Source organism: Leucobacter sp. UCD-THU, assembly GCF_000349545.1.
GTDB classification, from domain to species: Bacteria; Actinomycetota; Actinomycetes; order Actinomycetales; family Microbacteriaceae; genus Leucobacter; species Leucobacter muris.
Genome location: NZ_KB714600.1, coordinates 326,458 through 349,564 on the forward strand (window position 1 = coordinate 326,458; position 23,107 = coordinate 349,564).

A 23,107-nucleotide genomic window follows, 5' to 3' on the forward strand; every position below is an offset into this window, starting at 1 on the left:
TGCCCCCAGTGCTCACAGGCATACGCATAGCGCGTCCCGGCTGGGAACTCTTCAATCCTAGCAAGGTTTTCTACTCAGATGAAACCGAACGGAGCGGGCGGGGTCTCGGATCACACCGAGCCGGAGATGATCGGGATGCGCGACCGCGTCACCACGATCACGTCGAGCACGAGCGAGACGAGGATGCTCGCCATCAGCCCGAAGAACAGGATCTGGGTGTCGAGCCACGGCTGGCCGCGCAGCAGCACGACCGAGACGATGAACGCCACGAACTTCAGCAGCCAGCAGCCGAGCACGATGCCGAAGAAGACGCCGATGTACGAGGGGCTCTCGACGAAGCGGTTCGCGAAGGCGATGCTGCCGACCGTGAGCAGCAGGAAGAAGCCGCCCATGGCGGTGCCGATGAGGCCGCCGACGACGCCCTCGGCGCCCGACACCAGCCAGCCGATGCCAGCGAACGCGGCCATGAGCACGACCGTCGCGATGATCCCCCACCGCAGCGCGCGAAGCAGCACCGGCTGCGACGCAGGCATGGGCCGGGGGCCCTGATCGGGCGTCTCCTGCGGCTCTGGCTGGGTTGCGTCGCTCACTCGGGGATCCTTTCATTCGATTCGCTCCCGGCCGTGCGCTCGGCGCTCGGGGCGTCGACGGGTGATCCCCGCCTCGTCAACGGTACCAACCCCCGCTGGGCGAAGCGTGCGCGCACGCGCACCGCGGGGAAGAGCAGCAGCAGCACGCAGGCCGCCCCGCCCGCCACGAGCACCACGACCGGCAGCACCCAGCTCTGCATCGTGAAGACGAGCAGCACCGCCACCGACAGCACCGCGGTGCCGAGGTAGAAGATGAGCACCGCCTGCAGCGGCGAGTGGCCCATGTCGAGCAGGCGGTGATGCAGGTGCTGGCGATCCGCCGTGAATGGGCTCTTGCCCGCCTTCAGCCGCCGCACCACCGCCAGCGAGAAGTCCGCGAGCGGCAGAGCGAGCACCGCGATGGGCAGGATGATCGGGATGTAGCTCGCGAGCACCAGCTTCTGGTCGAGCGCGGCCGGGTTGAGCTGACCCGTGACCGAGACCGTCGAAGTCGCCATGAGCAGCCCCACCAGCAGCGCGCCCGTGTCGCCCATGAACATGCGGGCTCGATGCCAGTTGAAGGGCAGGAAGCCGACGCAGATCCCCACGACCACGATGCCGATGAAGCTCGCGAACACGACCGAGTCGACCCGGCCGATCTGTTCGTTCAGCAGGCGGGTGTAGATGAAGAAGAGCGAGTTCGCGATAATCGCGACACCCGCGACGAGGCCGTCGAGGCCGTCGACGAAGTTGACCGCGTTCATCACGAGCGTGATGAGGAACACCGTGATCACGAAGTTGACCGCGGGCGAGCCGACGATCAGGGTGTCGCCGAACGGCAGCGAGACGATCTGCACCCCGTTCCACGCGAGCAGGCCCGCCGCCGCGAGCTGCGCGGCGAGCTTCACCATCCAGTCGAGGTCGAGCAGGTCGTCGAGGATCCCGACCACCGCGATCATGGCGCACGCCCCGAGCAGCGCCCACATCTCGGGGCCGCGCGCGAACAGCGGCGAGAACTCCGGCTGCGCGCCCGCCACCGCGAACGCCGCGAGCACCCCCGCGAACATGGCGATGCCGCCGAGCCGCGGCGTCGGCGTGCGGTGCACGTCGCGGTCGCGCACCGCGGGGGCGAGCCGGTAGCGGCGGCTCAGCCGCAGCACCGCGTACGACGCGACGGCGGTCACGAGCACTGCGACCGCCGCGACCACCAGGTAGGGCGCCATCTCGATCCCCCGGTCCCCGATCAGTCCGCGAAGGTCGCCTGCGGCAGCACCTCGGCGAGGGCCTCCCGGCTCACGCCGCCCTGGCGCAGGATGCGCAGCTCGCCACTCTCCTCGGTGAGGCCGGTCGCGTCGATGATCGTCGAGGCCACGCCGTCGCCCGGCGCCTCCCCGGCCTCCAGGTAGACCGCGACCGAGTCGCCGAGCATCTCGTGCGCGGCGGCCGCGGTGCGCGCCGCGGGCTGCCCGGTGAGATTGGCCGACGACACCGCGAGCGGGCCCGTCTCCTGCAGCAGCTCGAGCGCGAGCGGCTGATCCGGAATTCGCAGCGCGACCGTGCCGCCGGTGTCTCCGAGATCCCAGCTCAGCGAGGGGTTCGCACGGGTGATGATGGTGAGCGGCCCCGGCCAGAACGCCTCGGCGAGCGCCGTCAGGGGCGAGGCGACCTCGGCGGCGAGCGCGGCGAGCGTGCTCGTGTTCGGAACCAGCACGGGAGGCGGCGACTGCCGGCCGCGGCCCTTCGCGTCGAGCAGCCGCTGCACGGCCTCCGGCGTGAACGCGTCGGCCCCGACCCCGTAGACGGTGTCGGTGGGCAGGACGACGAGCTGCCCGCTGCCGATCGCCCGGCGCGCGGTGCGCATGCCGGTGAGCAGCTGGGAGCTATCGGAGCAATCGAACACCTCGGCCATAACGTCCCATCTTACTCCGGCGGCGGTGATCAGCGGCGCGCGAGCGTCGCGCGGTCCCTGCCCGTGAGGTCCGGGCGGGTCTCGGCGCCCTCCCAGCCGTCGGCGGCGAGCAGCCCGCGGATCGCCGCGCCCTGCGTCTCCGCGTGCTCGAGCACGAGCAGGCCCCCCGGCCGCACCAGCGCGAGACCGACGCGGCTGATCACCCGGATCAGGTCGAGACCGTCGGCGCCGCTGTAGAGGGCGAGCTCGGGGTCGTGGTCTCGCACCTCGGGATCGCGCGGCACCATGCCCCGCGGCACGTACGGCGGGTTGGAGACGAGCACCGCGACCCGACCCCGCAGCGGCGCGAAGGCCGCCGCGAGCCCGGTCGCGCCCTCGGCGCCCGCCCCGCCGAGCGGATCGAGCTCCGTCACGTCGCCGCGCAGCAGCTCGACGCGATCCGCACCCCACTCCCGAACGTTGCGCTCGGCCCACGCGTGCGCCTCGACGCTCATCTCGACCGCCAGCACCCGCGCGGCCGGCACCTCGTGCGCGATCGCCAGCGCGATCGCGCCGCTGCCGGTGCACAGGTCGACGGCGAGCGGCTCGACGCCCTCGAGCCCCGAGAGCTCGTCGATCGCGAGCTGCGCGACCCCCTCGGTCTCGGGTCGCGGCACGAAGACCCCCGGCCCCACCGACAGCTCGAGTCGACGGAACGGCGCGCGCCCGGTCAGATGCTGCAGCGGCACCCGTCGGGCGCGCTCCTCCGACAGCCCGCGCACGGCCTCCAGCTGATCCGGCTCGAGATCCCGACCCATCACCGCGAGCGCCTGCACCCGGCCCCGCGAGACGCCGAGCACGTGGCCCACGATCAGCTCGGCGTCGGCCGCGGGATCGCCGATCCCCGCCGCCCCGAGCCGCTCGCGCAGCTCGCCCAGCACGGCCCGGACCCCCGGCGCCCCCTCCGTCATGTCGCTCACTCCCCCACCCTACCGAGCAGCCTGCCGGCGCCCGTGTAACAGAACGTCGCACGCATAACAAACACCAAATTCTCGAATAACAGCACGCTATAGTTTTGGGTGGCTTCGTCCCCCGAATCTCTGGAGGAGATCACACTCATGGCACGCACCTACGACAACATCACCCAGGCCTTCGGCAACACCCCCCTCGTACGCCTCAACCGCGTCACCGAGGGCGACGCCGAGGTGTACGCCAAGCTCGAGTTCTACAACCCCGCGGGCAGCGTCAAGGACCGCATCGGCATCGCGATCATCGACGCCGCCGAGGAGTCGGGCGCGCTGCAGCCCGGCGGCACGATCGTCGAGGGCACGAGCGGCAACACCGGCATCGCGCTCGCCTTCGTCGGCGCGGCGCGCGGCTACCGCGTCATCCTCACCATGCCCGAGACCATGAGCATCGAGCGCCGCAAGCTGCTCGCCGCCTACGGCGCCGAGATCGTGCTCACCGAGGGCCCCCTCGGCATGAAGGGCGCCGTCGCCAAGGCCGAGGAGATCGCCGCGAACACCCCCGGCGCCGTGCTCGCCCAGCAGTTCGCGAACCCCGCGAACCCCGCGATCCACCGCTCCACCACCGGCCCCGAGATCTGGAACGACACCGACGGCCAGGTCGACATCTTCGTGGCCGGCATCGGCACGGGCGGCACCATCACCGGCGCGGGCGGCTACCTCAAGGAGCAGAACCCCGACATCAAGGTGATCGCCGTCGAGCCGATCGACTCGCCGCTGCTCACCGAGGGCACCGCAGGCCCCCACAAGATCCAGGGCCTCGGCGCCAACTTCGTGCCCGAGATCCTCGACCGCGAGATCTACGACGAGGTCATCGACGTCGCGCTGCCCGACTCGATCGCGAAGGCGCGCGCGCTCGGCACCGACGAGGGCATCCTCGCGGGCATCTCCGGCGGCGCAGCCGTGTGGGCCGCAGCCCAGGTCGCGCAGCGCCCCGAGAACGCCGGCAAGAAGATCGTGGTCGTCGTGCCGGACTTCGGCGAGCGCTACTTCTCGACCGTGCTGTTCGAGGATCTGAACGTCTGATCGCACGCACCGGGCTCGCGCGGGAATCCCCCGCGCGAGCCCGGTGTTGTATCGGGCATCGGCCGCGGGCGCTGCGCGCCCGTCGCACCGATCTGCCCGCAGCACCGCCACCCCGCGCGGATCCCCGGATCCCGCGCGGCGCGAGACCGGAAGGGACACCGTGAGCATCTTCAGCCGCATCCGCGAGGACATCCGCGCCGCGAAGGCCGGCGACCCGGCCGCGAGAGGCGGCGTCTCCGTGCTCCTCGTCTACTCGGGCCTGCACGCCGTGTGGTGGCACCGCCTCTCCCACGCGCTGTGGCTGCGCGGCATGCGCTTCCTGCCCCGCGCCGTCTCGCAGCTCGTGCGATTCTTCACCGGCATCGAGATCCACCCCGGCGCCACGATCGGCCGCCGCCTCTTCATCGACCACGGCATGGGCGTCGTGATCGGCGAGACCGCCGTCGTCGGCGACGACGTGCTCATCTACCACGGCGTCACGCTCGGCGGCACCGGTCACAGCCGCGGCAAGCGGCACCCCACGATCGGCGACCGGGTCGTCATCGGCGCGGGCGCCAAGGTGCTCGGCGACATCGAACTCGGCCACGACAGCGCCGTCGGCTCGAACGCGGTCGTCGTGCGCTCGGCAGCGCCGTGGACCACCCTCACGGGCATCCCAGCGCAGGGCCGGCCCCGCCGCGGCGCACCCGTCGCCGAGACGCCCGACCTCGCCGACTTCTACGTGATCTGAGCGCGGCGAGCGCGGGTTCTCGGGCGCGCGCTGGGCGCCCGCTCGGCACAGGCGGCAGATCCAGCGCAGCCGTCAGGTTCAGCGCAGCCGGCGCCCGTGCTCCTGCATCCAGCGCTTCGTGCGCCGCTGCTCGACGAAGATCATCGTGAGACCGCAGAGCCAGAACGGGATCTGCACTGCGAACGCCACCTTGAACGCCGTCAGCGAGTAGTGGTCAGGCGATCCGGCGCCCTGCAGATCGAGCACGAAGCCGATGAGCACGATCACGAGCAGCGACGCGATGAAGCCGCCCATGTTCACGAACCCCGTGCCGAAGCCCGCGAAGCTGCGCGGAGTGTGCGATCGGGCCACCTCGAAGGCGATCATCGACGCGGGGCCGCCGAACGGCATCACGATCATCAGCACGATCAGCAGCCACATGGGCGGCGGGCCCGCCCAGAGCAGCACCGCCAGCCACACCAGCATCACCGCGGTCGTGATCCCCATGTTCATGAACACGCGGCGCTCCACGAAGCGCGAGCTCAGCGGGCCGAGCAGCAGGCCGGCCGTCATCGACGAGACCACCACGATGTTGAGCAGGCCGCTCGCGGTCGCGCTATCGAGGCCCACGCCTCCGGTGAGGAACGGAGTGCCCCAGAGCAGGATGAACACGTTCAGCGCGAACGGCGAGGTGAAGTGCACCCAGAACGCCAGCCGCACGCCGGGCAGCGCGACCAGGCGCCGCAGCTTGTCCCAGAAGCCGAGCCCGGGCATGCGCCGCTTCGTGATCACCGGCATCATGCCCGTCTCGGGCGGCGGCATCGCGAAGGCCCCCGTGGCCTCGCCCGCCCCGAGCGAGCGCGCCTCGCGGCTGAGCCGCCCCACGCGGCCCGTGAGGCGCTCGGCGAGGGTGCCGTCGCCCGGCGCATTGCGCAGCACGAATCCGCCGAGGATCATCACGAGCACCCCGATGGCGGCGACGCCGAGGAAGCCGCTCGTCCAGCCGAAGCCCGCGACCACGAGCGCGAGCGGCGTCACCGAGACCAGCTGCCCCGCCTGCCCGATGAGGCCCGTGAGCTGGCTCACCACGGGCAGCTGCCGCACCGAGAACCACTCGGGCAGCAAGCGCATCACGCTGATGAAGGTGCAGGCGTCGCCCGCCCCCACGAGCACGCGCGCGAGGATCGCGAGCCACACGTCGGCGACGGTCGCCATGATGGTCTGCCCGGCCGCCATGAACAGGCCGCCGGTGAGGATCATCGTGGTCGCGCCGAAGCGGTCGAGCAGCGTGCCGACCGGGATCTGCAGACCCGCGTAGACGACGAGCTGGATCATCGCGAACATCGACAGCGTGGTCGCGTCGATGTCGAAGTGCTGCTGCGTGGCGGGGCCGAGCGCGGCGAGCGAGGACCGGTTGATCACCGCGACCGCGTAGGAGAGCGCGGCTACGCCCCACACGACCCATGGGAGGAGTGGCCGTGCCGTGCGCATACGCTCAACTGTACTCTCCTTCGGCAGCCGCCCTTCCGCGTGTGACGGCGCGCGTCAGCCGCGCTGCGGCAGCGGCGGCCCGTCGGGGAAGTCGCTGCGGGTGAGGTCGAGGAAGAGCGCGTCCTCGAGGTGGCCGCCGGACCGCACCTGGTAGTCGCGCAGCACGCCGATGCGGCGGAAGCCGAGTCGCTCGTAGCTGCGGATCGCACCCTCGTTGTGCACGTTCGGGTCGAGCGTGACGCGCGCGATGCCGGCGGCGAACTCCTCGCGGATCGCGAGCGCGAGCGCCTCCTCGCCGACGCGGCGGCCGCGGAAGCGCGTGCCGATGAAGAGGTGCATGACGGTGGTCGGGTACTCGGGGTCGTCGCCGCGCAGCACGAACATCGCCCCGGCGCACTCCCCCTCGACCTCGATGATGCGGGTCACGTCGGGTGCGGCGATGAACTCGTCGCGCACGCGCTCCGGCGTGTAGCCGACCCACCACTCCGCGACCTCGGGCTCGCTCAGGATGGCGAGCAGCGGCTCGGCGTCGGCGTCGCGCGGGGCGCGCAGGGTGACGAGGGGGCCGGTGACGGGCGCGGCGAGCGGTTGCGAGGCTGTCATGCTCTCAGCGTAGCGGGGTCGGGGGCGGTCGCCCCCGACCCCGCACGTCGAGTCGGCCCATTCTCACCGAGTCCACCCATCATTCACGCGAATCATAGGCCGACTCGATACGAACAGGCCGGCTCGACAAGGGTGGACGTCGAGAGGCTACTGCCCGAGCGCCTGCAGGCGGTCCTCCTCGTCCGTGCGGATGCACGACTCGATGACCGGATCGAGCGCGCCGTTCATCACCTGGTCGAGGTTGTACGACTTGTAGCCCGTGCGGTGATCCGCGATGCGGTTCTCGGGGAAGTTGTACGTGCGGATGCGCTCCGAGCGGTCCATGGTGCGGATCTGGCTCGAGCGGTGCGCGCTCGCCTCGGCGGCCGCTTCCTCCTGCTGCTTGGCGAGCAGTCGGGCGCGCAGCACGCGCATGGCGGCGTCGCGGTTCTGCAGCTGCGACTTCTCGTTCTGCATGGCGACCACGATGCCCGTGGGCAGGTGGGTGATGCGCACCGCCGAGTCGGTGGTGTTGACCGACTGGCCGCCGGGCCCCGACGAGCGGTAGACGTCGATCTTGAGGTCGTTCTGATTGATCTCGACCTCTTCGGGCTCGTCGACCTCGGGGTAGACGAGCACGCCGGTCGTCGAGGTGTGGATGCGCCCCTGCGACTCGGTAACCGGCACTCGCTGCACACGATGCACGCCCCCCTCGTACTTGAGATGCGCCCACACGCCCTGCGAGGGGTCGCCGGCGTTCGACTTGATCGCGACCTGCACGTTCTTGTAGCCGCCCAGGTCGCTCTCGTCCTTCTCGAGGATCTCGGTCTTCCAGCCCTTCGACTCCGCGTAGTGCATGTACATGCGCAGCAGGTCGGCACCGAAGAGCGCCGACTCGGCGCCGCCCTCGCCGCCCTTGATCTCGAGGATCACGTCGCGGGCGTCGTCAGGGTCTCGAGGGATCAGCAGACGGCGAACCTTCTCCTGCGCCTCGGCGAGGCCCTGCTCGAGGGCGGGGATCTCCTCGGCGAAGGCCTCGTCCTCCTTGGCGAGCTCACGCGCGGCCTCGAGGTCGTCGCCGAGCTGCTGCCACTGCTCGTGGGCCGCCTTGATCTTGCTGAGCTCGGCGTAGCGCCGGTTGACGCGCTTGGCGCGGGCCGCGTCGGCGTGCAGCGCGGGATCCGCGAGCTCGTCCTGCAGCCGGGCGTGCTCGGCGAGCAGCCCCTCGACCTGTTCGAACATCAGGCGCGGCTCCGCTGGAGCTCGGCGAGCAGCGCGGCGTTCGACGCGGTCGCGCGCAGGCGGGCGGAGAGCTCCTCGGCCGCGTCGTCATCGGCTGCGATGCGGGAGCGGAGCCCCGCGAGCACCGCCGACTCCTCGGCGCCCAGCATCGCGTCGGCGTTGCGGGTGAGCGATGACTCGATGTCGACCGCGGGGATCGCCCCGGGCACGCTCTTCTCGAAGCGGATCTCGCTGTTGGCGACGGCGCGCACCTCGCGCAGCAGCATCTTGTCGGACTCGATGCCGGTCTTCGTCTGCACGGTGGCGAGCACGGTGAGCGAGCCGCCGTTCTCGACGTTGCGGGCCGAGGCGAGCAGGCGCTTGATCTGGCCGAGCGCGAACTCGTCGATGTCGTCGAGCGCGGGCCGGGCCGAGGCGTGCTGGGCCTGCGCGTAGGCGCGGGCGAAGCGGTTCAGCGAGTCGACGAGCACGACCACGTCGTGCCCGAGCTCGACGAGGCGCTTGGCGCGGTCGACCGCGAGTTCGGCGACGGTGGCCTGATCCTCGGCGGGGCGGTCGAAGCTGGCCGCGACGACCTCGCCGGCGATCGTGCGCTGCAGGTGGGTGATCTCCTCGGGCTGCGCGTTGGCGAGCACCACCATGAGGTGGGCGTCCGGCTTGTTCGCGCTCACGGCCTGCGCGAGCTCGACGAGCACGGGGGTGCCGTGCACCGAGGCCGGCAGCACGAGCAGGCCGCGCTGGCCGAGGCCGATGGGCGCCGCGATGTCGATGGCGCGGCCGAGCAGGCGGTCCTGCTCGGTCTCGAGCCGCAGGCGCTCCTGCGGGAACACGGGGGTGAGGTCGGCGATGTCGACGCGGGTCTCGTTCTCTTCGACGGGGCGTCCGTTGACGGCGTCGACCTTGACGATCGCGTTGTACTTCTGTCGACCGCCGGCCTCGCCCTCGCGGGGCTGGCGGATCGCGCCCACGACGGCGTCGCCGCGGCGCAGGCCGTACTTCTTGACCTGGCCGAGCGAGACGTAGACGTCGCTGGTGCCGGGCAGGTAGCCGCTCGTGCGCACGAAGGCGTAGTTGTCGAGCACGTCGAGGATGCCCGCGACGGGCAGCAGCACGTCGTCCTCGGTGATCTCGGGCTCGAGGTCGTCGTTCTGGCCGCGACGCTTGCGGTCGCGCTGGCGGGTGCGGGTCGAGCGCGACGCGTTGTCGCCCCTGCTCTGACCGTTCTGACCGTTCTTGTCGCCGCCCTGGCCCTTGTCGCCGCCCTGACCCTGACCGCGGCCCTTGGCCTCCTCGGTCTGCTCGGACGACTCGGCGCCCTCGCCGTTCTCGTTCTTCTGGCCTCGGCCTCGACGGTTGCGGCCGCGGCCGCCCCGCTCGCCGTCGCCGTCGGCGTCGGTCTTCGCGCCGTCGGTCTTCGCGGCGTCGGCCTGGGCCTCGCCCTGCGACGCGTCGCCCTGGGCGGACTTGGCCTTGCTCTTCGCGTTCGGGCCGCCCTCGGCCTGCTCGGCGCTGTTCTCGGCGGGCTGCTCGGTGGCGGCGTCGGCCTGCGGGGTGGCCTCGGCGGCCTGCGCACGGCGCGAGCGGCTGCGCTTCGCAGGAGCGGCGTCCGCGTTCTCGGCCTGGGGCTCGGTCGCGGGAGCGGCGGGGGTCTCGACCTCGGCGGCGGAGGCCTCGGCGGGAGCCTCGTCGGCGACCTTCTTGCGACTGCGGGTGGCCCGCTTCTTCGGCGCCTCAGCCGGAGCCTCGGCCGCATCCGAGGCCGGAGCCTCGGCCGCGGCGGGAGCGGCGGCGGCATCGGAGGCCGCCGTCTCGGCGGGGGCCTCGTCGGCGACCTTCTTGCGACTGCGGGTGGCCCGCTTCTTCGGCGCCTCGGCCGCATCCGAGGCAGGAGCCTCGGGCGCTGCGGAAGCCTCGGGCGCTGCGGAAGCCTCGGGCGCTGCGGAAGCCTCGGGGGCCGCGGCCTCCGAGACCTGGGTCGCGGCGGGCTCGCTCGTGGTGCCGGCCGCGGCGGTCACGCGGCGCGAGGCTCGGCGACGCACGGGTGCGGCCTCCTCGGCGGCCGGAGCGTTGTTCGTCTCTTCGACGTTCGATTCCATCGTTCTTCCTTTCGGAACGCCGCGGAGCAGACTGGCGCATTCGGCGCCGCCCTCCCGCGGTGATGCACAGAGTGTGCTTCGGGGATCACCGGACCTGTCGTCTCGGCGAGGGAAAGATCCACCGGCCGTGGCTGAGCAGCTGGTGACGAAGATGCACCGTCCGCTGCCCGACCCGTCACGAGGCGGGGATCGCCTCCACTGTAGCACCCTTCGTGTCGACGGCCAGGATGAGCGCGCGCCACTCGGCGTGCTCGGCCTCGACGAGATCGAGCGCTCGCAGCCGGTCGGCTGGCCCGTTCGAGAGCACCAGGATCGAGGGGCCCGCCCCCGAGACGACCGCCGGGTGCCCGGCATCGCGCAGTTCGCTGATCAGATCGCGGGTGGCCGGCATCGCGTCGCCGCGGTAGTTCTGGTGCAGCCGATCCTCGGTCGCTTCGAGCAGCAGCTCGGGGCTCTGGGTGAGGGCCGCGATGAGCAGCGCGGATCGCGAGACGTTGAACACCGCGTCCTCGTGGGGCACGTGCTTCGGCTGCAGGCTGCGGGCGAGCTCGGTGGACATCGTGAAGCTGGGCACGAGCACGAGCGGCGCGACACCGCGATGCACCATGAGACGCTTGAAACGGGGCCCGTCGGGGGTAGTCCAGGCGATCGTGAGGCCGCCGAAGAGCGCGGGTGCGACGTTGTCGGGGTGCCCCTCGAGCTCGGTCGCGAAGGCGAGCAGCTGATCCTCGCTCAGCTCGATCGGGTCGAGGGGGTCGCTCTGCAGCAGCCCGGCGGCGATCATGACGCCCGCGACGATCGCCGACCCCGACGATCCCATGCCGCGGCCGTGCGGGATGCGGTTGTGGGCGTTCACCTCGAGGCCCGGCACGGTGCGGCCGAGCCGTTCGAAGACGTGCGCCGCCGAGCGCACGACCAGGTTGGAGGCGTCGGTGGGCACCTCGCCCTCCCCCACGCCGGTGACGTGCACGACGGCTCCGGGCTCGTCGCGAACGAGCACGGTCAGCTCGTCGCCGTAGGCGAGGGCGATGCCCAGGGTGTCGAAGCCCGGACCGAGGTTGGCGCTGGTCGCCGGCACACGAACGCGCACGCCGCGCCCGACGCCCGCCGCGGACGCGCCGCCCGCTGCGCCGCTCACGCGTTGCCCTCGAGTCGCAGCACGCTGGTGACCTCGATCACCATGTCGGCCGAGCGCAGCGCCTCGACCGTCGCGGCGAGGTCGGCCTCGCGCGCCGTGTGGGTGCCGATGACGAGAGCGGCGCGAGGGGCCTCGCCGGCGGTGCTCTGCGCGGCCGTCTGTTCGACGCTCGCGGCCGAGACGCCGTGCTGCGCGAGAATGCCGGCGATCGCGGCGAGCACGCCCGGCTGGTCGCGCACCTCGAGCATCACCTGATAGGCGGTGTTGACCTCGCCGACCGGCAGGATCGGCAGGTCGGCGTGCTGGGTGCCGGGGATGCCGGGTCCGCCCGCGACGTGGCGGCGGGCCGCCGACACCAGGTCGCCGAGCACGGCCGAGGCGGTCTCGACGCCGCCGGCGCCCGCACCGTAGAACATGAGCTCTCCCGCCGCCTCCGCCTCGACGAACACGGCGTTCTTCCCCTCGTGCACCGCGGCGAGGGGGTGCTCGCGACTGATGAGGGCGGGGTAGACGCGCGCCGACACGCCGTCGGTGCCGTCGGCGGCGGTGATCCGCTCGGCGATCGCGAGCAGTTTGATGACGTAGCCCGCGTGCTTCGCGGCCTCGATCTGCTCGGCCGTGACCGAGGTGATGCCCTCGCGGTAGACCGCGTCGACGGGCACGTCGGTGTGGAAGGCGATGCTGGCGAGGATGGTGGCCTTCTGAGCGGCGTCGTAGCCCTCGACATCGAGCGTGGGGTCGGCTTCGAGGAAGCCGAGCTCGCTCGCCACCCGCATCGCGTCTTCGGCGCTGTCGCCGAAGCGGTCCATGCGGTCGAGGATGTAGTTGGTCGAACCGTTCACGATGCCCATGACGCGGGTCACGTGGTCGCCCGCGAGGCTCCACCGCAGCGGGCGGATGATCGGGATCGCCCCGGCCACTGCGGCCTCGTACGAGAGCTGCGCGCCGACCTGATCGGCCGCGTCGGAGAGCTCGGGGCCGTGCGCGGCGATCAGCGCCTTGTTGGCGGTGACCACGTCGGCGCCGCCCTGCAGGGCCTGCAGGATGAGCGTTCGGGCGGGCTCGATGCCCCCCNCCCCCCATCAGCTCGACGACGATGTCGGCGCCCTGCACGAGGCGCTCGGCGTCGGTCGTGAAGAGCTCCGCCGGCAGCTCGACGTCGCGCTTCGAGTCGATGTTGCGCACCGCGATCCCCGCCAGCGTGAGGCGCGCGCCGATGCGCGCCGCCAGCTCGTCGGCGTGCTCGAGGATGAGCCGGGCCACCTGTGCGCCGACCGAGCCGCAGCCCAGCAGCGCGACCCGCAGATCACGGTACTCGTTCACTTGGTTTCTCCGTTTCGTTCGAGATCTGTCTGTTCAGCTGTCACCGGGGGCCGCCCGTCGAAGAGGTGCGGGGCGGGCCTCGACGTTCAGGGTGCGGGGGTCGGGATCACGCTCTTGGCGAGCAGTTCGTCCTCGGTCTCGCCCCGAACGATGACCCGAGAGGCCCCGTCGCGCACCGCGACCACCGGGGGTCTCGGCACGTAGTTGTAGTTGCTCGCGAGCGACCAGCAGTAGGCGCCCGTCGCAGCCACCGCGAGGGTGTCGCCGGGCCGCACGTCGCCCGGCAGCAGGTCGCGCTGCACGACGATGTCACCCGACTCGCAGTGCTTGCCCACCACTCGCACGAGCGCCGGTTCGGCGTCGCTCGCGCGGTTGGCGATGCGCACCTGGTAGTCGGCGCCGTAGAGCGCGGGGCGCGCGTTGTCGCTCATGCCGCCGTCGACGCTCACGTAGAGCCGGGCCGCGCGGCCGAGGTCGTCGGGGTCGGCCGCCGCGTCGGAGCCGGCGAGCGCGACGGACTTCGTGGTGCCGACGGTGTAGAGCGTCACCCCCGCCTGGCCGATGATCGAGCGCCCGGGTTCGAACGCCAGCTTCGGCACGGCGACGCCGAACTCGCGCGCGCTCTCGGCCACGATGTCGGCGAGCTCGCGAGCGATGTCGGCGACGGCCGGCGCCTCGTCGGCCTGGGCGCTGGTGTACGCGATGCCGAAGCCGCCCCCGAGATTGAGCTCGGGAATGGGCGCGCCCGCGATGCGCTGCAGCTCGGGGTAGGCGCCGAGCAGGCGGCGGGCCGACTCGCGGAAGCCATCGGTGGCGAAGATCTGTGAGCCGATGTGGCAGTGGAGGCCCACGAACTCGAGACTCTCGTGGGCGAGGATCGCCTCGACCAGGCGGGGCGCCTCGTCGAGGGGCTGGCCGAACTTCTGATCCTCGTGCGAGGTCGCGAGGAAGTCGTGGGTGGAGGCGTGCACGCCGCTGTTCACGCGCAGGCGGACGCGTTGCCGGCGGCCCGCGGCCCGCGCGGCGGACGCGATGCGCTCCGTCTCGATCTCGCTGTCGATGATGATCGTGCCGACGCCGGCCTCGACGGCCCGCGCGATCTCGCGCTCGGACTTGTTGTTGCCGTGGAAGCCGATGCACGCGGGGTCGACGCCCGCGGCGAGCGCGACGGCCAGCTCTCCGCCGCTCGCGACGTCGACGGCGAGCCCCTCCTCGTCCATCCAGCGGGCGACCTCGACGCAGAGGAACGCCTTGCCCGCGTAGTAGACGGTGGCCTCGGTGCCGATGCGCCTGGCCTCGCGCTGCAGCGCCTCGCGCACCTCGCGGGCGCGCTCGCGCGCGGCCCCCTCGTCGATCACGTAGAGCGGCGAGCCGTGCTTCGCGGTGAGCTCGGTGGCGCGCACCTCGGCGATCTTGAGCTGCTCGCAGCTGCTGCCGCGGCGGGACGACGGCGGGAAGACCCGGCGGTCGATGGCGTTCGCGTCGATGCGGGCGTCGACCGTGGCGGTTTCGTCGCGCTGCTGCGGCTCGGGCATCTGTGTTTCCTCGGCTGTCAGATTCGGTGTCGTGCGAACGCTCGCGAAGGCGTGCACCTCTGGCGAGCGGACCCGGATTGGCCCCTGAAGCCGTGCGAACGGAGGTCTCCCTCGGAACGGACCCGTCCAGCTTACCGTGCCGGCATTCCCGGATCGGTGCGCGCGGCCCTCTGCAGCGAGAGAAGGCCGCGGAAACGCCGATCGGACGGCACCCGCGCGAGGCGGGCGCCGTCCGATCCGGGGTGTCCGATCCGACTCGGCGGCGGGCCGCTAGCCCACGCCCTCGAGCATCTCGGTGTGGGTGTTGCCCACGTTCTTCAGCACCTCGGGTCGGTTCGCCCTGATCCACCAGAAGCGGGCGAAGGCGAGCAGCATCGTGGCGACGAAGATGTACGGGATGACGTTGATCGGGAAGGCCGGCACGGGCCACACGTTCGCGAAGAAGACGTAGGCCATGGCGACGACTGCGACGACGGCGCACACCCACACGAGACGGTTCGGGATCCCGGCGCGCTTCGTGTAGACGATGCCCGCGATCGCGACGAGCGCGTAGGCGACCATGTAGCCGTAGGTGCCGTAGGTGTCGACCCACACGACGATGTCCATGGGGTGCGTGCCGGCGAGCAGCAGGATCACGTCGAGCACGATGGCGGCGGGGCCGGCGATGAGCAGCACCCGATGCGGGGTGAGGTGGGTCTCGTGGGTGCGGCCGAAGCGCTCGGGCACGATGCCCTCCTTGCCCATCACGTAGACGATGCGACCGACCACGTTGAGGGGCGCGACGACGACGGCGAAGAACGACGCGGCGACGCCGAAGACGAGCACCGGGGCGAACCAGACGGGCATCCCGATGCGGTCGTTGATGGCCTGCAGCGGGCTCGCGACCTCGCCGAGCTCGTCGCCGAGCACGGCGATCTGCGTGTAGGCGGCGAAGACGTAGAGCACGCCCACGACCACGGCGCTCCACATGATCGCGCGCGGGATCGCGGTGTGCGGGTTGCGCGCCTCGCGGCCGAGGGCGTCGGCCGACGAGAATCCGACGAAGCCGAGGATACCGAGCACCATGCCGGCGGCGACGCCCTGGAAGGGCACGCCCTCGAACGAGAACTGCGCGGGATCCCACGCGTCGGGGCCGAGCCAGGCGAGGGCGGCGACGAGCAGCACGACGATGATGAAGACCGACACGAGCTCGAGCACGAGGGAGACGCGCGCCGAGATGCGGATGCCGCGGATCGTGAAGAAGGTGGCGAGGCCGCCGATGAGCACCGTCAGCACGATCAGCCAGACGGTGCCGGTGGCCGGCACGCCGAACAGCTGCAGCAGGTCGGAGGCGTACGACACGGCGCCGCCGAGCGATCCCGCCGCGATGCCCCACGATCCGATGAGCAGGGCGACGCCCGCGGCGAAGGCGCCGCTCGGGCCGAGCCCCTTGGAGACGTAGGTGTAAAGGGATCCCGCGGAGGCGTGGCGCCGCGCGAATACGGTGACGATGTAGCCGACGCAGAGGATCACGATCGTCGCGAGCGCGAACGCCATCATGGTGCCGTTGCCCGCGCCGAGGAAGATGGAGGCGGCGGTGAAGGCGATGACGGCGCTCGGCGCGATGCTGGCGATGGCCTGGGCCGCGAGCTCGGGACCGGACATCACCCCTTCGCGCAGGCCGGCGTCGACCTTCCGTTCTGTGGTCTGGGTCATCATTCTCTCCTGTGAGTTGATCGAGGGTGGTGCGTCTACGGGATGAGCAGCGTGCGCAGCACGCCGCCGGCTTCGAGGTCGTCGAGCGCTGCGGCGGCCTCGTCGAGCGGGCGCCGGCCGGAGATCAGCGGATCGAGCTTCAGCTGCCCGTCCATGTAGCGGTCGACGAGCGCGGGAATGTCGATGGAGGGGCGCACGGAGCCGTAGTTGGATCCGAGGATGCGCTGGTCGGCCTCGGCGAGCACGAGCGGCTCGAACGAGGCCCGGGCGCCGGTGGGCGGCAGCCCCACGATGACGGCGGCACCGCCGAGGCCGAGCATGCGGATGGACTGCTCGGTGGTGGAGGTGCGTCCGATCGCGTCGAAGGCGTAGTCCACGCCGTCGGGGACGAGCTCGAACAGCTGCTCCACCGCGTCGCGCTCGGAGGCGTCGATACGATCGGTCGCCCCGAACTGCAGTGCCATGCGCGTCTTCTCGGGCACGATGTCGATCGCGATGATGCGCTCGGCGCCCGCGAGCTTCGCACCCTGCACCACGTTGAGGCCGACGCCTCCGCAGCCGATCACGGCCACGGTCGCGCCGGGCTCGACGGCGGCGGTGTTGAGCACGGCGCCCACACCGGTGGCCACGGCGCAGCCGACCACGGCGATCACGTCGAGCGGGGCGTCGTCGCGCACCTTGATGGCGCCCGAGGCGGGTACGATCGCCTCCTCCGCGAACGACGAGACGCCGAGGTAGTGGTGGATCGGCTCGTCGCCGAGGCTGAGACGCGAGGTGCCGTCGAACAGCACCCCCTGCGGTGCGACGACGGTGGCCACCTTCTGGCAGCGGGCCTCATGACCCTGCAGGCAGTAGCGGCACTCGCCGCAGGGCGGCACCCAGCTCAGCACGACGTGGTCGCCGACGGCGAGGGAGGTGACGCCCTCGCCGAGCTCGACGACGACGCCGGAGCCCTCGTGCCCCATGACCATGGGCGCCGGAGCGTCCCACTCCCCTCGTTTGACGTGCAGGTCGGAGTGGCAGACACCTGCCGCGGCGATCTTCACCCGCACCTCTCCGGCCCGGGGTGCGGCGAGAGTGACATCCGCCACCTCGGCGCGGGTAGCGGGATCGCGGAACACGACGGCCTTCATGCAGAACTCCTTTGTCTCATCCATTGCTTCGTGCGGTGGGCGCTCACCGGGCTGCTCACCCGCCGAGGCCGCGACTCGCAGCGACTGAAGCGATGCTACGGAGCGGGTCGGCGCACTGTCACTGCGCCAGGTGTCGAAACTCTGCACGCTTCATGTGCACTTGGTACACTCAGCGCGTGGCTTTGGACCTGCAGGCGATCTCGCGGGCGATCGACGGAACCTGCGTTCCCCGACGCCTGGGCGAGCGCACGCCCGTCGACGGCGTCTCGCCGCTCGAGGCCTTCGTCGTCGTAGGCAATCCCGAGTACGCCACCCTCGTCACAGGCGATGAAGAGGAGCTGATGCGCCGGCTCGCAGCGGCGCGGGCAGGCGGCTCGAGCCCCGATGACGCCGGAGACACGGGCGACGACAGGAACGAGGACGACGGGGATCCGTTGCTCGGCGCCGTGTTCGTGAGCGACGCCGACACCCCCGCTCTGCGCGCCGCGCTCGAACGGCGCGGCATGACCGCGATCCTCGGCGCGCGCCTCGGCGGCGCCGCCCTGCACGCCACGCTCTCCGCCCTCATCGCCGACGACCGGGCCGCCGCAGACCGGCTCGTCACCGCCGGCATCAACGTGCTCACCCAGGTCGCGCGCCGCGGCGGCGTCACCGCCGTCATCGCCGAGCTCGCGCACCGCCTCGACGGCTGGGCCGTGCTGCTCGACGCGCAGGGGCAGCTCATCGGCAGCGCCGGCGCGGGCCGGCTCCACGTGTCCGATGCGGTCGCCGTCGCTCTCGGCCGGCCGGTGCGCGTGCGGCACGTCGGGCTGCAACTGCACCACGTCGGTTCCGACAGCGACCTTGCCGGGTACCTGGTCGTCGCGACCCGATCGCGATCCCGCACCCACTCCCGCGACCTCGCCGCGCAATCGGCCGCCCTCCTCGACCTGCTGCTGCGCACCCACGACCCCTCGCTCACCGAGCATCTGGGTCGCGAGGCGCTGATCGCGACGCTCGACGCGGGCGGGCCGCCTGCGCGCGACCTGCTGCGCCGCTGGGAGGTGCACGAACCGAGTCTCACCGCGTTCGCACTCGGCGCGAAGACGCGCACCGTGGATCTCGAACGCCTGCTGCGCCGCTGGCTCGACGAACTCGGCGCGGAGCACATCTTCGCCTCGGGCTCCGGCCCGGTACGCGGCTTCGTGCGGAACGAGCTCGCGGAGGAGCTCGCGGAACTCGCCGAGGCCCTGCGTCCGATGGGAGGGGCACGGGTGCACCTCGGTCTCGGCGCCCCGGCCCCCGCGGAGACCCTCGCACAGAGCGCCGTCCAGGCGAGGCAGGCGCTCGACACCGCGCTCGAGGACGGCGAGACCGTGCACCGGTACACGCGGCTGCCGACCGTCGACCTCGTGCTGTCGTCGCTCACCGGCACCCCGAGCGACGCCCTCACGAGCCTCCTCGACCCGCTGCGGGACGCGTCGGGAGCGCACGGGGAGCTCGGGCGCACACTCCGGGTCTTCCTCTCGGAGCACGGGGGCCACCGGTCCTCGGCGCGACGGCTGGGCATCCACCGCCAGACGCTCGCGTCGCGCATCCGCCGCATCGAGGGGCTCACAGGCCTGTCGATGGATCGCGCCGACGACCGCACCGCCGCCTGGCTCGCCCTGCGAGCCGCGGGGCTCTAGCCTCGTTCCGCGGCCGGCCGCTCGCGCCCGACCCGGGCGCCGGTTCAGCCTCGCGGATCCTCGACCGCGACGGCGAGCTGCTGCACGAGAGGCTCGTGCAGGCCGATGAGGCGCACGTCGCACACGAGCCGGCCCCGCTCGCACTCGACCGCCCAGCGCAGTTCGGCGGGGTCTGCCGATGAGACCGCCCTCCCGCTCAAGGGGGCCTGCTCGACGCGCACCGGTCCCGTGCGCTCGAGCGCCTCGCCGAGTCTGCGGCGGCGCACCGCAGCGGGCTCGTCCTGCAGCACGTTCTCGGCGAGCACGTCGGCGATCCTCTCGACCGGCAGCCCCGCCCGCAACGCGGCGTCGACGCGCTCGGCAGCGGCGGCGGTCTCCGGCCACACCGTCTCGAGCGGTGGCGAGGCCTCGTGCCCCGCCAGCACCTCGGAGAGCACGCGCGCGGCGAGCGACTCGGCGCCCAAACCCTCGGAGTTGGCGAAGACCACCGCGCCGATCCCGCTGGCCCGGTGCCACCGCATGTGCGAGCAGAAGCCGGGCAGGCTGCCGGAGTGCTGCACGACCCTGCCGAAGCGGCGATCGTGCTCGACGGTGAGCCCCACGCCGTAGCCGATCGCCTCGAGATCGCGGTGCGGGCGGGCCTCGCGGATCCCGAACGGCGTGTGGATGCGCTGCATCTCGCGCCGCGTCGCCGCCGCGAGCACCTCGGGGCGAAGCGGCTCGGCCGAGAAACCGGAGGCGAGGAACGCCGCCCAGGTCGCGATGTCGTCGACCGTGCTGAAGAGCCCGCCGATGCAGGCGAGCGCGCCGTGGCCGACGTAGGGCTCCTCCTGGAAGCTCCGCCCGTCGTCGAAGGTGCGGTAGCCGAGCGCGAGGGCCGATCCCGCGCCGTACTCCTGGGCGACGTATCGCGTCCGGTCGAGCCCGAGCGGGCGCAGCAGGCGCTCAGCGACGACCGCTTCCACCGTCTCGCCCGTGACCGCCTCGACGGCGCGCCCGACGAACGACATGCCGAGGTTCGAATACTGGTACGTCTCCCCCGGCTCCGCGGTGAGCCGCAGGCCTGCGCGGCCGAGGCCCGCGATCGCCTGCCGGGAGTCGCCGAGCCGACGGTCGCCCCACGCGTTGTCCTCGGGCAAGCCCGAGCAGTTCGTGAGCAGCTGCCGGATCGTGACGCGCCGCTCCTCGCCGTCGAGCAGCAGGCGGACGCCCGGAACGCAGGCATCGAGCGGGGCGTCGACGTCGAGCAGTCCCTCGTCGCGCAGGCTCAGGGCCGCCGCGGCGAGAAAGCTCTTCGACATCGAGGCGACGCGGAAGACGGTGCCGCGGTCGGCCGTGCTGGCCGGGCCGCTCGGAGCACCCGCGGCTTTCCAGGCGACCACCCCGTCCCGGTCGAACACCGCCGCGACCGCGGCAGGCGCGAGCCCGAGATCGTGCGCTTCGAAGGCCGCCTCGAGCGACCGCTCAGCGGCACCGGTGAACGCCGTCACGCCTACTCCTCGCTGCAGCTGCCATTCAGGCGCTCGCGCTCGTCCGAGACGATGCCGGGCGCCAGGTCGGCGCTGATCGTGGCCGATCCCGTGCTCGACAGCGTGATACCCGTGAGCGCGACGCCCCGGGGCAGCTGATCGCGCACGCACAGCACCTGCGGTTGCAGCAGCGGGTCGAGCAGCCCGCCTGCGGCTTGCGCCAGCTGCTCGGTGCTGAGATCGAGCCCGGCCGCGGTGACGCCGCGCGGTTCGATCTCGATCTCACCCGCGCCGGCCACCGCGACCCCCAGCGACGCCGAGAGCGGCACCTCCTGACCGAAGATCTCGATCGAGCGCCCCACCACGAGCGAGCCGTCCCGCACCTCGCCGGTCTGCGCGACGCCCTGGGTCACGAGATTCACCACGGGACCGAGCTGATCCCGGTCGACCCTGAGCGACACCGACGCATCGCGGATCTCACCGACCATGGGGTTGAACGGCACGAGCGAGGCGTGCACCGTCGCGTCGGCCTTGACGCCCTCGATGAGCGGCGCGTCCGGCACCGTGACCGTGACATCGCCCACCCCGCCGCGGAACGCGTTCAGCAGCGCCGATCCGCCCATCGAGACCTCGACGGGGTGATCGACCGTCAGCCCGAGGCCGACGCGAGCCGCGCCGCGAATCGTGTCGGGCACGATCAGCCGCAGCGCGACCTCGGCCGCACCGCCCAACAGCACGACCGCCACCACCACGCCCAGCAGCCTCGGCCACCAGCGCGATTCCCGCTCGCTCATCCTCGCGGCTCCGATCCGTGCCGGCGTCAGAGCCGCTCGGGGGCCGAGACGCCGAGCAGGTCGAGGCCGTTGCGCAGCACCTGGCCGGCGGCGTCGTTCAGCCACAGCCGCGTGCGATGCAGATCCTCCACAGGCTCCTCACCCATCGGGATCACACGGCAGTTGTCGTACCAGCGGTGGTAGGCCGCGGCGAGCTCCTCGAGGAAGCGGGCGATGCGGTGCGGCTCGCGCAGCTCGGCCGCGCCCGCCACGATGCCGGGGTACTCCTGCAGCTTGCCGAGCAGCTCGGCCTCCGTCTGATGCGTGAGCAGCTCGGGCGCGAACGCGCTGCGGTCGACACCCGCGGCGGCCGCGTTGCGGTCGACCGCGCAGGTACGGGCGTGCGCGTACTGCACGTAGAACACCGGGTTGTCGTTCGTGCGGCTGCGCAGCTTCTCGCCGTCGAGGGCGAGCGGCGAGTCGGCCGGGTAGCGGGCCAGCCAGTAGCGCAGCGCGTCGCTGCCGAGCCACTCGAGCAGGTCGTCGAGCTCGATGATGTTGCCCGCTCGCTTCGACAGGCGCGCACCGTTGAGGTTGACGAGCTGCCCGATGAGCACGGTGATGTCGGTCTCGATGTCGTCGCCCGCGGCACCGGCGATGGCGGTGAGGCGGCCGATGTAGCCGTGGTGGTCGGCGCCCAGCAGGTAGATCTTCTCGCCGAAGCCGCGATCCATCTTCGACAGGTAGTAGGCGGCGTCGGCCGCGAAGTAGGTGAAGACGCCGTTGCCGCGCGTGAAGACGCGATCCTTGTCGTCGCCGAAGGCGGTCGTGCGCACCCACACCGCGTCGTCCTCGTCGTACACGTGGCCCTGCTCGCGCAGGCGGTCGATCGCCGACTCGATGGGGCTCTTGCCGCCGCCCTCGGCGGGCGCGTGCAGAGTGCGCTCCGAGAAGAACACGTCGAAGTGCACGTTGAAGCGCTCGAGCGAATCCTTGATCTCGGCGAGCTGCAGCTGGTAGCCGAGCTCCTGCGCCTGCTCGAGTGCCGCGTCGCGGTCGCTCGCGGCGAGCTCGGCGAGCCCCGGGAGCTGCTCGCGCACGCGGGCGCCGAGCGACTGGATGTACTCGCCCGGGTAGGCGTCCTCGGGAGCCTCCTCGCCGAGCGCGGCGGCCAGCACCGAGCGCCCGAACTTGTTCATCTGCGCGCCCGCATCGTTGATGTAGTACTCGCTCGTCACCTCGGCACCGGCCGCGCGCAGCACGCGCGCCGTCGAATCGCCGAGCGCCGCCCAGCGGGTGTGACCCATGTGCAGCGGTCCGGTGGGGTTGGCGCTCACGAACTCGAGGTTGATCTTCTGACCGGCGAGCGCGTCGCCGCGGCCGTAGGCCTCGCCCTGCTCGACCACGCGGCGCGCGGTCTCACCCGCGCTGGCGGCGTCGAGGGTGATGTTGATGAAGCCGGGGCCGGCGATCTCGGCCTTCGCCACGCCGTCGATCTCGGCGGCGCGCGCCGAGATCTCCTCGGCGAGCTCGCGCGGGTTCGCGCCGATCCGCTTCGCGAACTTCATGGCGGCGTTCGACGCCCAGTCGCCGTGCTCGCGGTTCTTGGGCCGCTCCACCTGCGTGTCCTGCTCGGTGACCTCGATGTCGGCGCCGCGGGCGGCGACGATATCGGTCAGGATGCGGGCGAGGGCGCTGGCGAGTTCTTGTGGCGTCACAAGCGTCCAGTCTAGTCGGCCGCGACCG

18 protein-coding genes and 1 pseudogene are annotated in these 23,107 nt (G+C 71.9%); 3 read left to right on the plus strand and 16 right to left on the minus strand.

The genetic code is table 11. The features are described from left to right. Positions 1-110 precede the first annotated feature (110 nt). The 4 genes from H490_RS20865 to prmC are packed head-to-tail and all read right to left on the minus strand — an operon-like array spanning position 111 to position 3,428. Entirely contained in the window at positions 111-590 is a 480-nt protein-coding gene (locus H490_RS20865) for a hypothetical protein (protein ID WP_017883372.1), read from the minus strand. Continuing rightward, positions 587-1,792, minus strand: a complete 1,206-nt coding sequence (locus H490_RS20870) for an MraY family glycosyltransferase (protein WP_017883373.1) — start codon at positions 1,790-1,792, stop codon at positions 587-589. The genes H490_RS20865 and H490_RS20870 overlap by 4 nt, the downstream gene beginning before the upstream one ends. Before the next feature lie 20 nt (positions 1,793-1,812). Beyond that, complete coding sequence (locus tag H490_RS20875) at positions 1,813-2,478, minus strand: L-threonylcarbamoyladenylate synthase (protein ID WP_017883374.1); 666 nt, start codon at positions 2,476-2,478, stop codon at positions 1,813-1,815. A gap of 29 nt (positions 2,479-2,507) precedes the next feature. Beyond that, positions 2,508-3,428 (minus strand): peptide chain release factor N(5)-glutamine methyltransferase, encoded by a 921-nt coding sequence (gene prmC, locus H490_RS20880; protein WP_017883375.1) that lies wholly within the window; start codon positions 3,426-3,428, stop codon positions 2,508-2,510. 147 nt (positions 3,429-3,575) lie between these two features. On the opposite strand from prmC, the gene cysK reads away from it, so the two are divergent. After that, complete coding sequence (gene cysK, locus H490_RS20885; protein ID WP_017883377.1) at positions 3,576-4,508, plus strand: cysteine synthase A; 933 nt, start codon at positions 3,576-3,578, stop codon at positions 4,506-4,508. Between the two features lie 160 nt (positions 4,509-4,668). After that, positions 4,669-5,238 carry a serine O-acetyltransferase gene (cysE, locus tag H490_RS20890; RefSeq protein WP_017883378.1) on the plus strand — a complete coding sequence of 190 codons (570 nt, stop codon included), beginning with the start codon at positions 4,669-4,671 and terminating at the stop codon, positions 5,236-5,238. A gap of 78 nt (positions 5,239-5,316) precedes the next feature. Here the strand turns inward: cysE and H490_RS20895 are convergent, their stop codons facing one another. The 9 genes and pseudogenes from H490_RS20895 to H490_RS20935 form a co-directional block, all read right to left on the minus strand. Continuing rightward, on the minus strand, positions 5,317-6,708 hold the full coding sequence (locus tag H490_RS20895; RefSeq protein WP_017883379.1) for an MFS transporter: 1,392 nt from the start codon (positions 6,706-6,708) through the stop codon (positions 5,317-5,319). Positions 6,709-6,762: 54 nt separating this feature from the next. Continuing rightward, positions 6,763-7,311 carry a GNAT family N-acetyltransferase gene (locus tag H490_RS20900; protein ID WP_017883380.1) on the minus strand — a complete coding sequence of 183 codons (549 nt, stop codon included), beginning with the start codon at positions 7,309-7,311 and terminating at the stop codon, positions 6,763-6,765. 147 nt (positions 7,312-7,458) lie between these two features. Continuing rightward, entirely contained in the window at positions 7,459-8,532 is a 1,074-nt protein-coding gene (prfA, locus tag H490_RS20905; protein WP_017883381.1) for a peptide chain release factor 1, read from the minus strand. Then, complete coding sequence (gene rho, locus H490_RS20910) at positions 8,532-10,628, minus strand: transcription termination factor Rho (protein WP_017883382.1); 2,097 nt, start codon at positions 10,626-10,628, stop codon at positions 8,532-8,534. Before rho ends, prfA begins: the two co-directional genes overlap by 1 nt. Positions 10,629-10,803: 175 nt before the next feature. After that, positions 10,804-11,766 (minus strand): homoserine kinase, encoded by a 963-nt coding sequence (thrB, locus tag H490_RS20915; RefSeq protein ID WP_017883383.1) that lies wholly within the window; start codon positions 11,764-11,766, stop codon positions 10,804-10,806. Next, positions 11,763-13,089, minus strand: a pseudogene (locus H490_RS20920) (homoserine dehydrogenase). The gene thrB and the pseudogene H490_RS20920 overlap by 4 nt, the downstream one beginning before the upstream one ends. A gap of 86 nt (positions 13,090-13,175) precedes the next feature. Then, positions 13,176-14,624: a diaminopimelate decarboxylase gene (gene lysA / locus H490_RS20925; protein WP_017883385.1), complete on the minus strand. Its 1,449-nt coding sequence runs from the start codon at positions 14,622-14,624 to the stop codon at positions 13,176-13,178. A gap of 270 nt (positions 14,625-14,894) precedes the next feature. Continuing rightward, the gene (locus H490_RS20930; protein WP_017883386.1) at positions 14,895-16,319 is read right to left on the minus strand and encodes an APC family permease; all 1,425 of its coding nucleotides are present in this window, start codon (positions 16,317-16,319) and stop codon (positions 14,895-14,897) included. A 35-nt stretch (positions 16,320-16,354) separates the two neighbouring features. Further along, positions 16,355-17,452 carry an alcohol dehydrogenase catalytic domain-containing protein gene (locus tag H490_RS20935; protein ID WP_017883387.1) on the minus strand — a complete coding sequence of 366 codons (1,098 nt, stop codon included), beginning with the start codon at positions 17,450-17,452 and terminating at the stop codon, positions 16,355-16,357. Between the two features lie 176 nt (positions 17,453-17,628). Here H490_RS20935 and H490_RS20940 point away from each other — a divergent pair, with 176 nt between their 5' ends. Then, positions 17,629-19,119, plus strand: coding sequence for a PucR family transcriptional regulator (locus tag H490_RS20940; protein WP_031289789.1), 1,491 nt, complete (start codon positions 17,629-17,631; stop codon positions 19,117-19,119). Between the two features lie 44 nt (positions 19,120-19,163). Here the strand turns inward: H490_RS20940 and H490_RS20945 are convergent, their stop codons facing one another. The 3 genes from H490_RS20945 to H490_RS20955 are packed head-to-tail and all read right to left on the minus strand — an operon-like array spanning position 19,164 to position 23,079. Then, positions 19,164-20,609, minus strand: coding sequence for a serine hydrolase domain-containing protein (locus H490_RS20945; RefSeq protein WP_017883389.1), 1,446 nt, complete (start codon positions 20,607-20,609; stop codon positions 19,164-19,166). A 2-nt stretch (positions 20,610-20,611) separates the two neighbouring features. Further along, the gene (locus H490_RS20950) at positions 20,612-21,382 is read right to left on the minus strand and encodes a hypothetical protein (RefSeq protein ID WP_017883390.1); all 771 of its coding nucleotides are present in this window, start codon (positions 21,380-21,382) and stop codon (positions 20,612-20,614) included. A gap of 26 nt (positions 21,383-21,408) precedes the next feature. Continuing rightward, positions 21,409-23,079 carry an arginine--tRNA ligase gene (locus tag H490_RS20955; protein ID WP_017883391.1) on the minus strand — a complete coding sequence of 557 codons (1,671 nt, stop codon included), beginning with the start codon at positions 23,077-23,079 and terminating at the stop codon, positions 21,409-21,411. Positions 23,080-23,107 lie beyond the last annotated feature (28 nt).

Excerpts from the sequence above, each read along its gene's own strand:
- lysA (WP_017883385.1), bottom strand. The coding sequence starts at position 14,624 with ATGCCCGAGCCGCAGCAGCGCGACGAAACCGCCACGGTCGACGCCCGC.
- prmC (WP_017883375.1), bottom strand. The coding sequence starts at position 3,428 with ATGACGGAGGGGGCGCCGGGGGTCCGGGCCGTGCTGGGCGAGCTGCGC.
- H490_RS20895 (WP_017883379.1), bottom strand. The coding sequence starts at position 6,708 with ATGCGCACGGCACGGCCACTCCTCCCATGGGTCGTGTGGGGCGTAGCC.
- H490_RS20870 (WP_017883373.1), bottom strand. The coding sequence starts at position 1,792 with ATGGCGCCCTACCTGGTGGTCGCGGCGGTCGCAGTGCTCGTGACCGCC.
- H490_RS20930 (WP_017883386.1), bottom strand. The coding sequence starts at position 16,319 with ATGACCCAGACCACAGAACGGAAGGTCGACGCCGGCCTGCGCGAAGGG.
- H490_RS20875 (WP_017883374.1), bottom strand. The coding sequence starts at position 2,478 with ATGGCCGAGGTGTTCGATTGCTCCGATAGCTCCCAGCTGCTCACCGGC.
- H490_RS20900 (WP_017883380.1), bottom strand. The coding sequence starts at position 7,311 with ATGACAGCCTCGCAACCGCTCGCCGCGCCCGTCACCGGCCCCCTCGTC.
- prfA (WP_017883381.1), bottom strand. The coding sequence starts at position 8,532 with ATGTTCGAACAGGTCGAGGGGCTGCTCGCCGAGCACGCCCGGCTGCAG.
- cysK (WP_017883377.1), top strand. The coding sequence starts at position 3,576 with ATGGCACGCACCTACGACAACATCACCCAGGCCTTCGGCAACACCCCC.
- H490_RS20950 (WP_017883390.1), bottom strand. The coding sequence starts at position 21,382 with ATGAGCGAGCGGGAATCGCGCTGGTGGCCGAGGCTGCTGGGCGTGGTG.
- H490_RS20935 (WP_017883387.1), bottom strand. The coding sequence starts at position 17,452 with ATGAAGGCCGTCGTGTTCCGCGATCCCGCTACCCGCGCCGAGGTGGCG.
- rho (WP_017883382.1), bottom strand. The coding sequence starts at position 10,628 with ATGGAATCGAACGTCGAAGAGACGAACAACGCTCCGGCCGCCGAGGAG.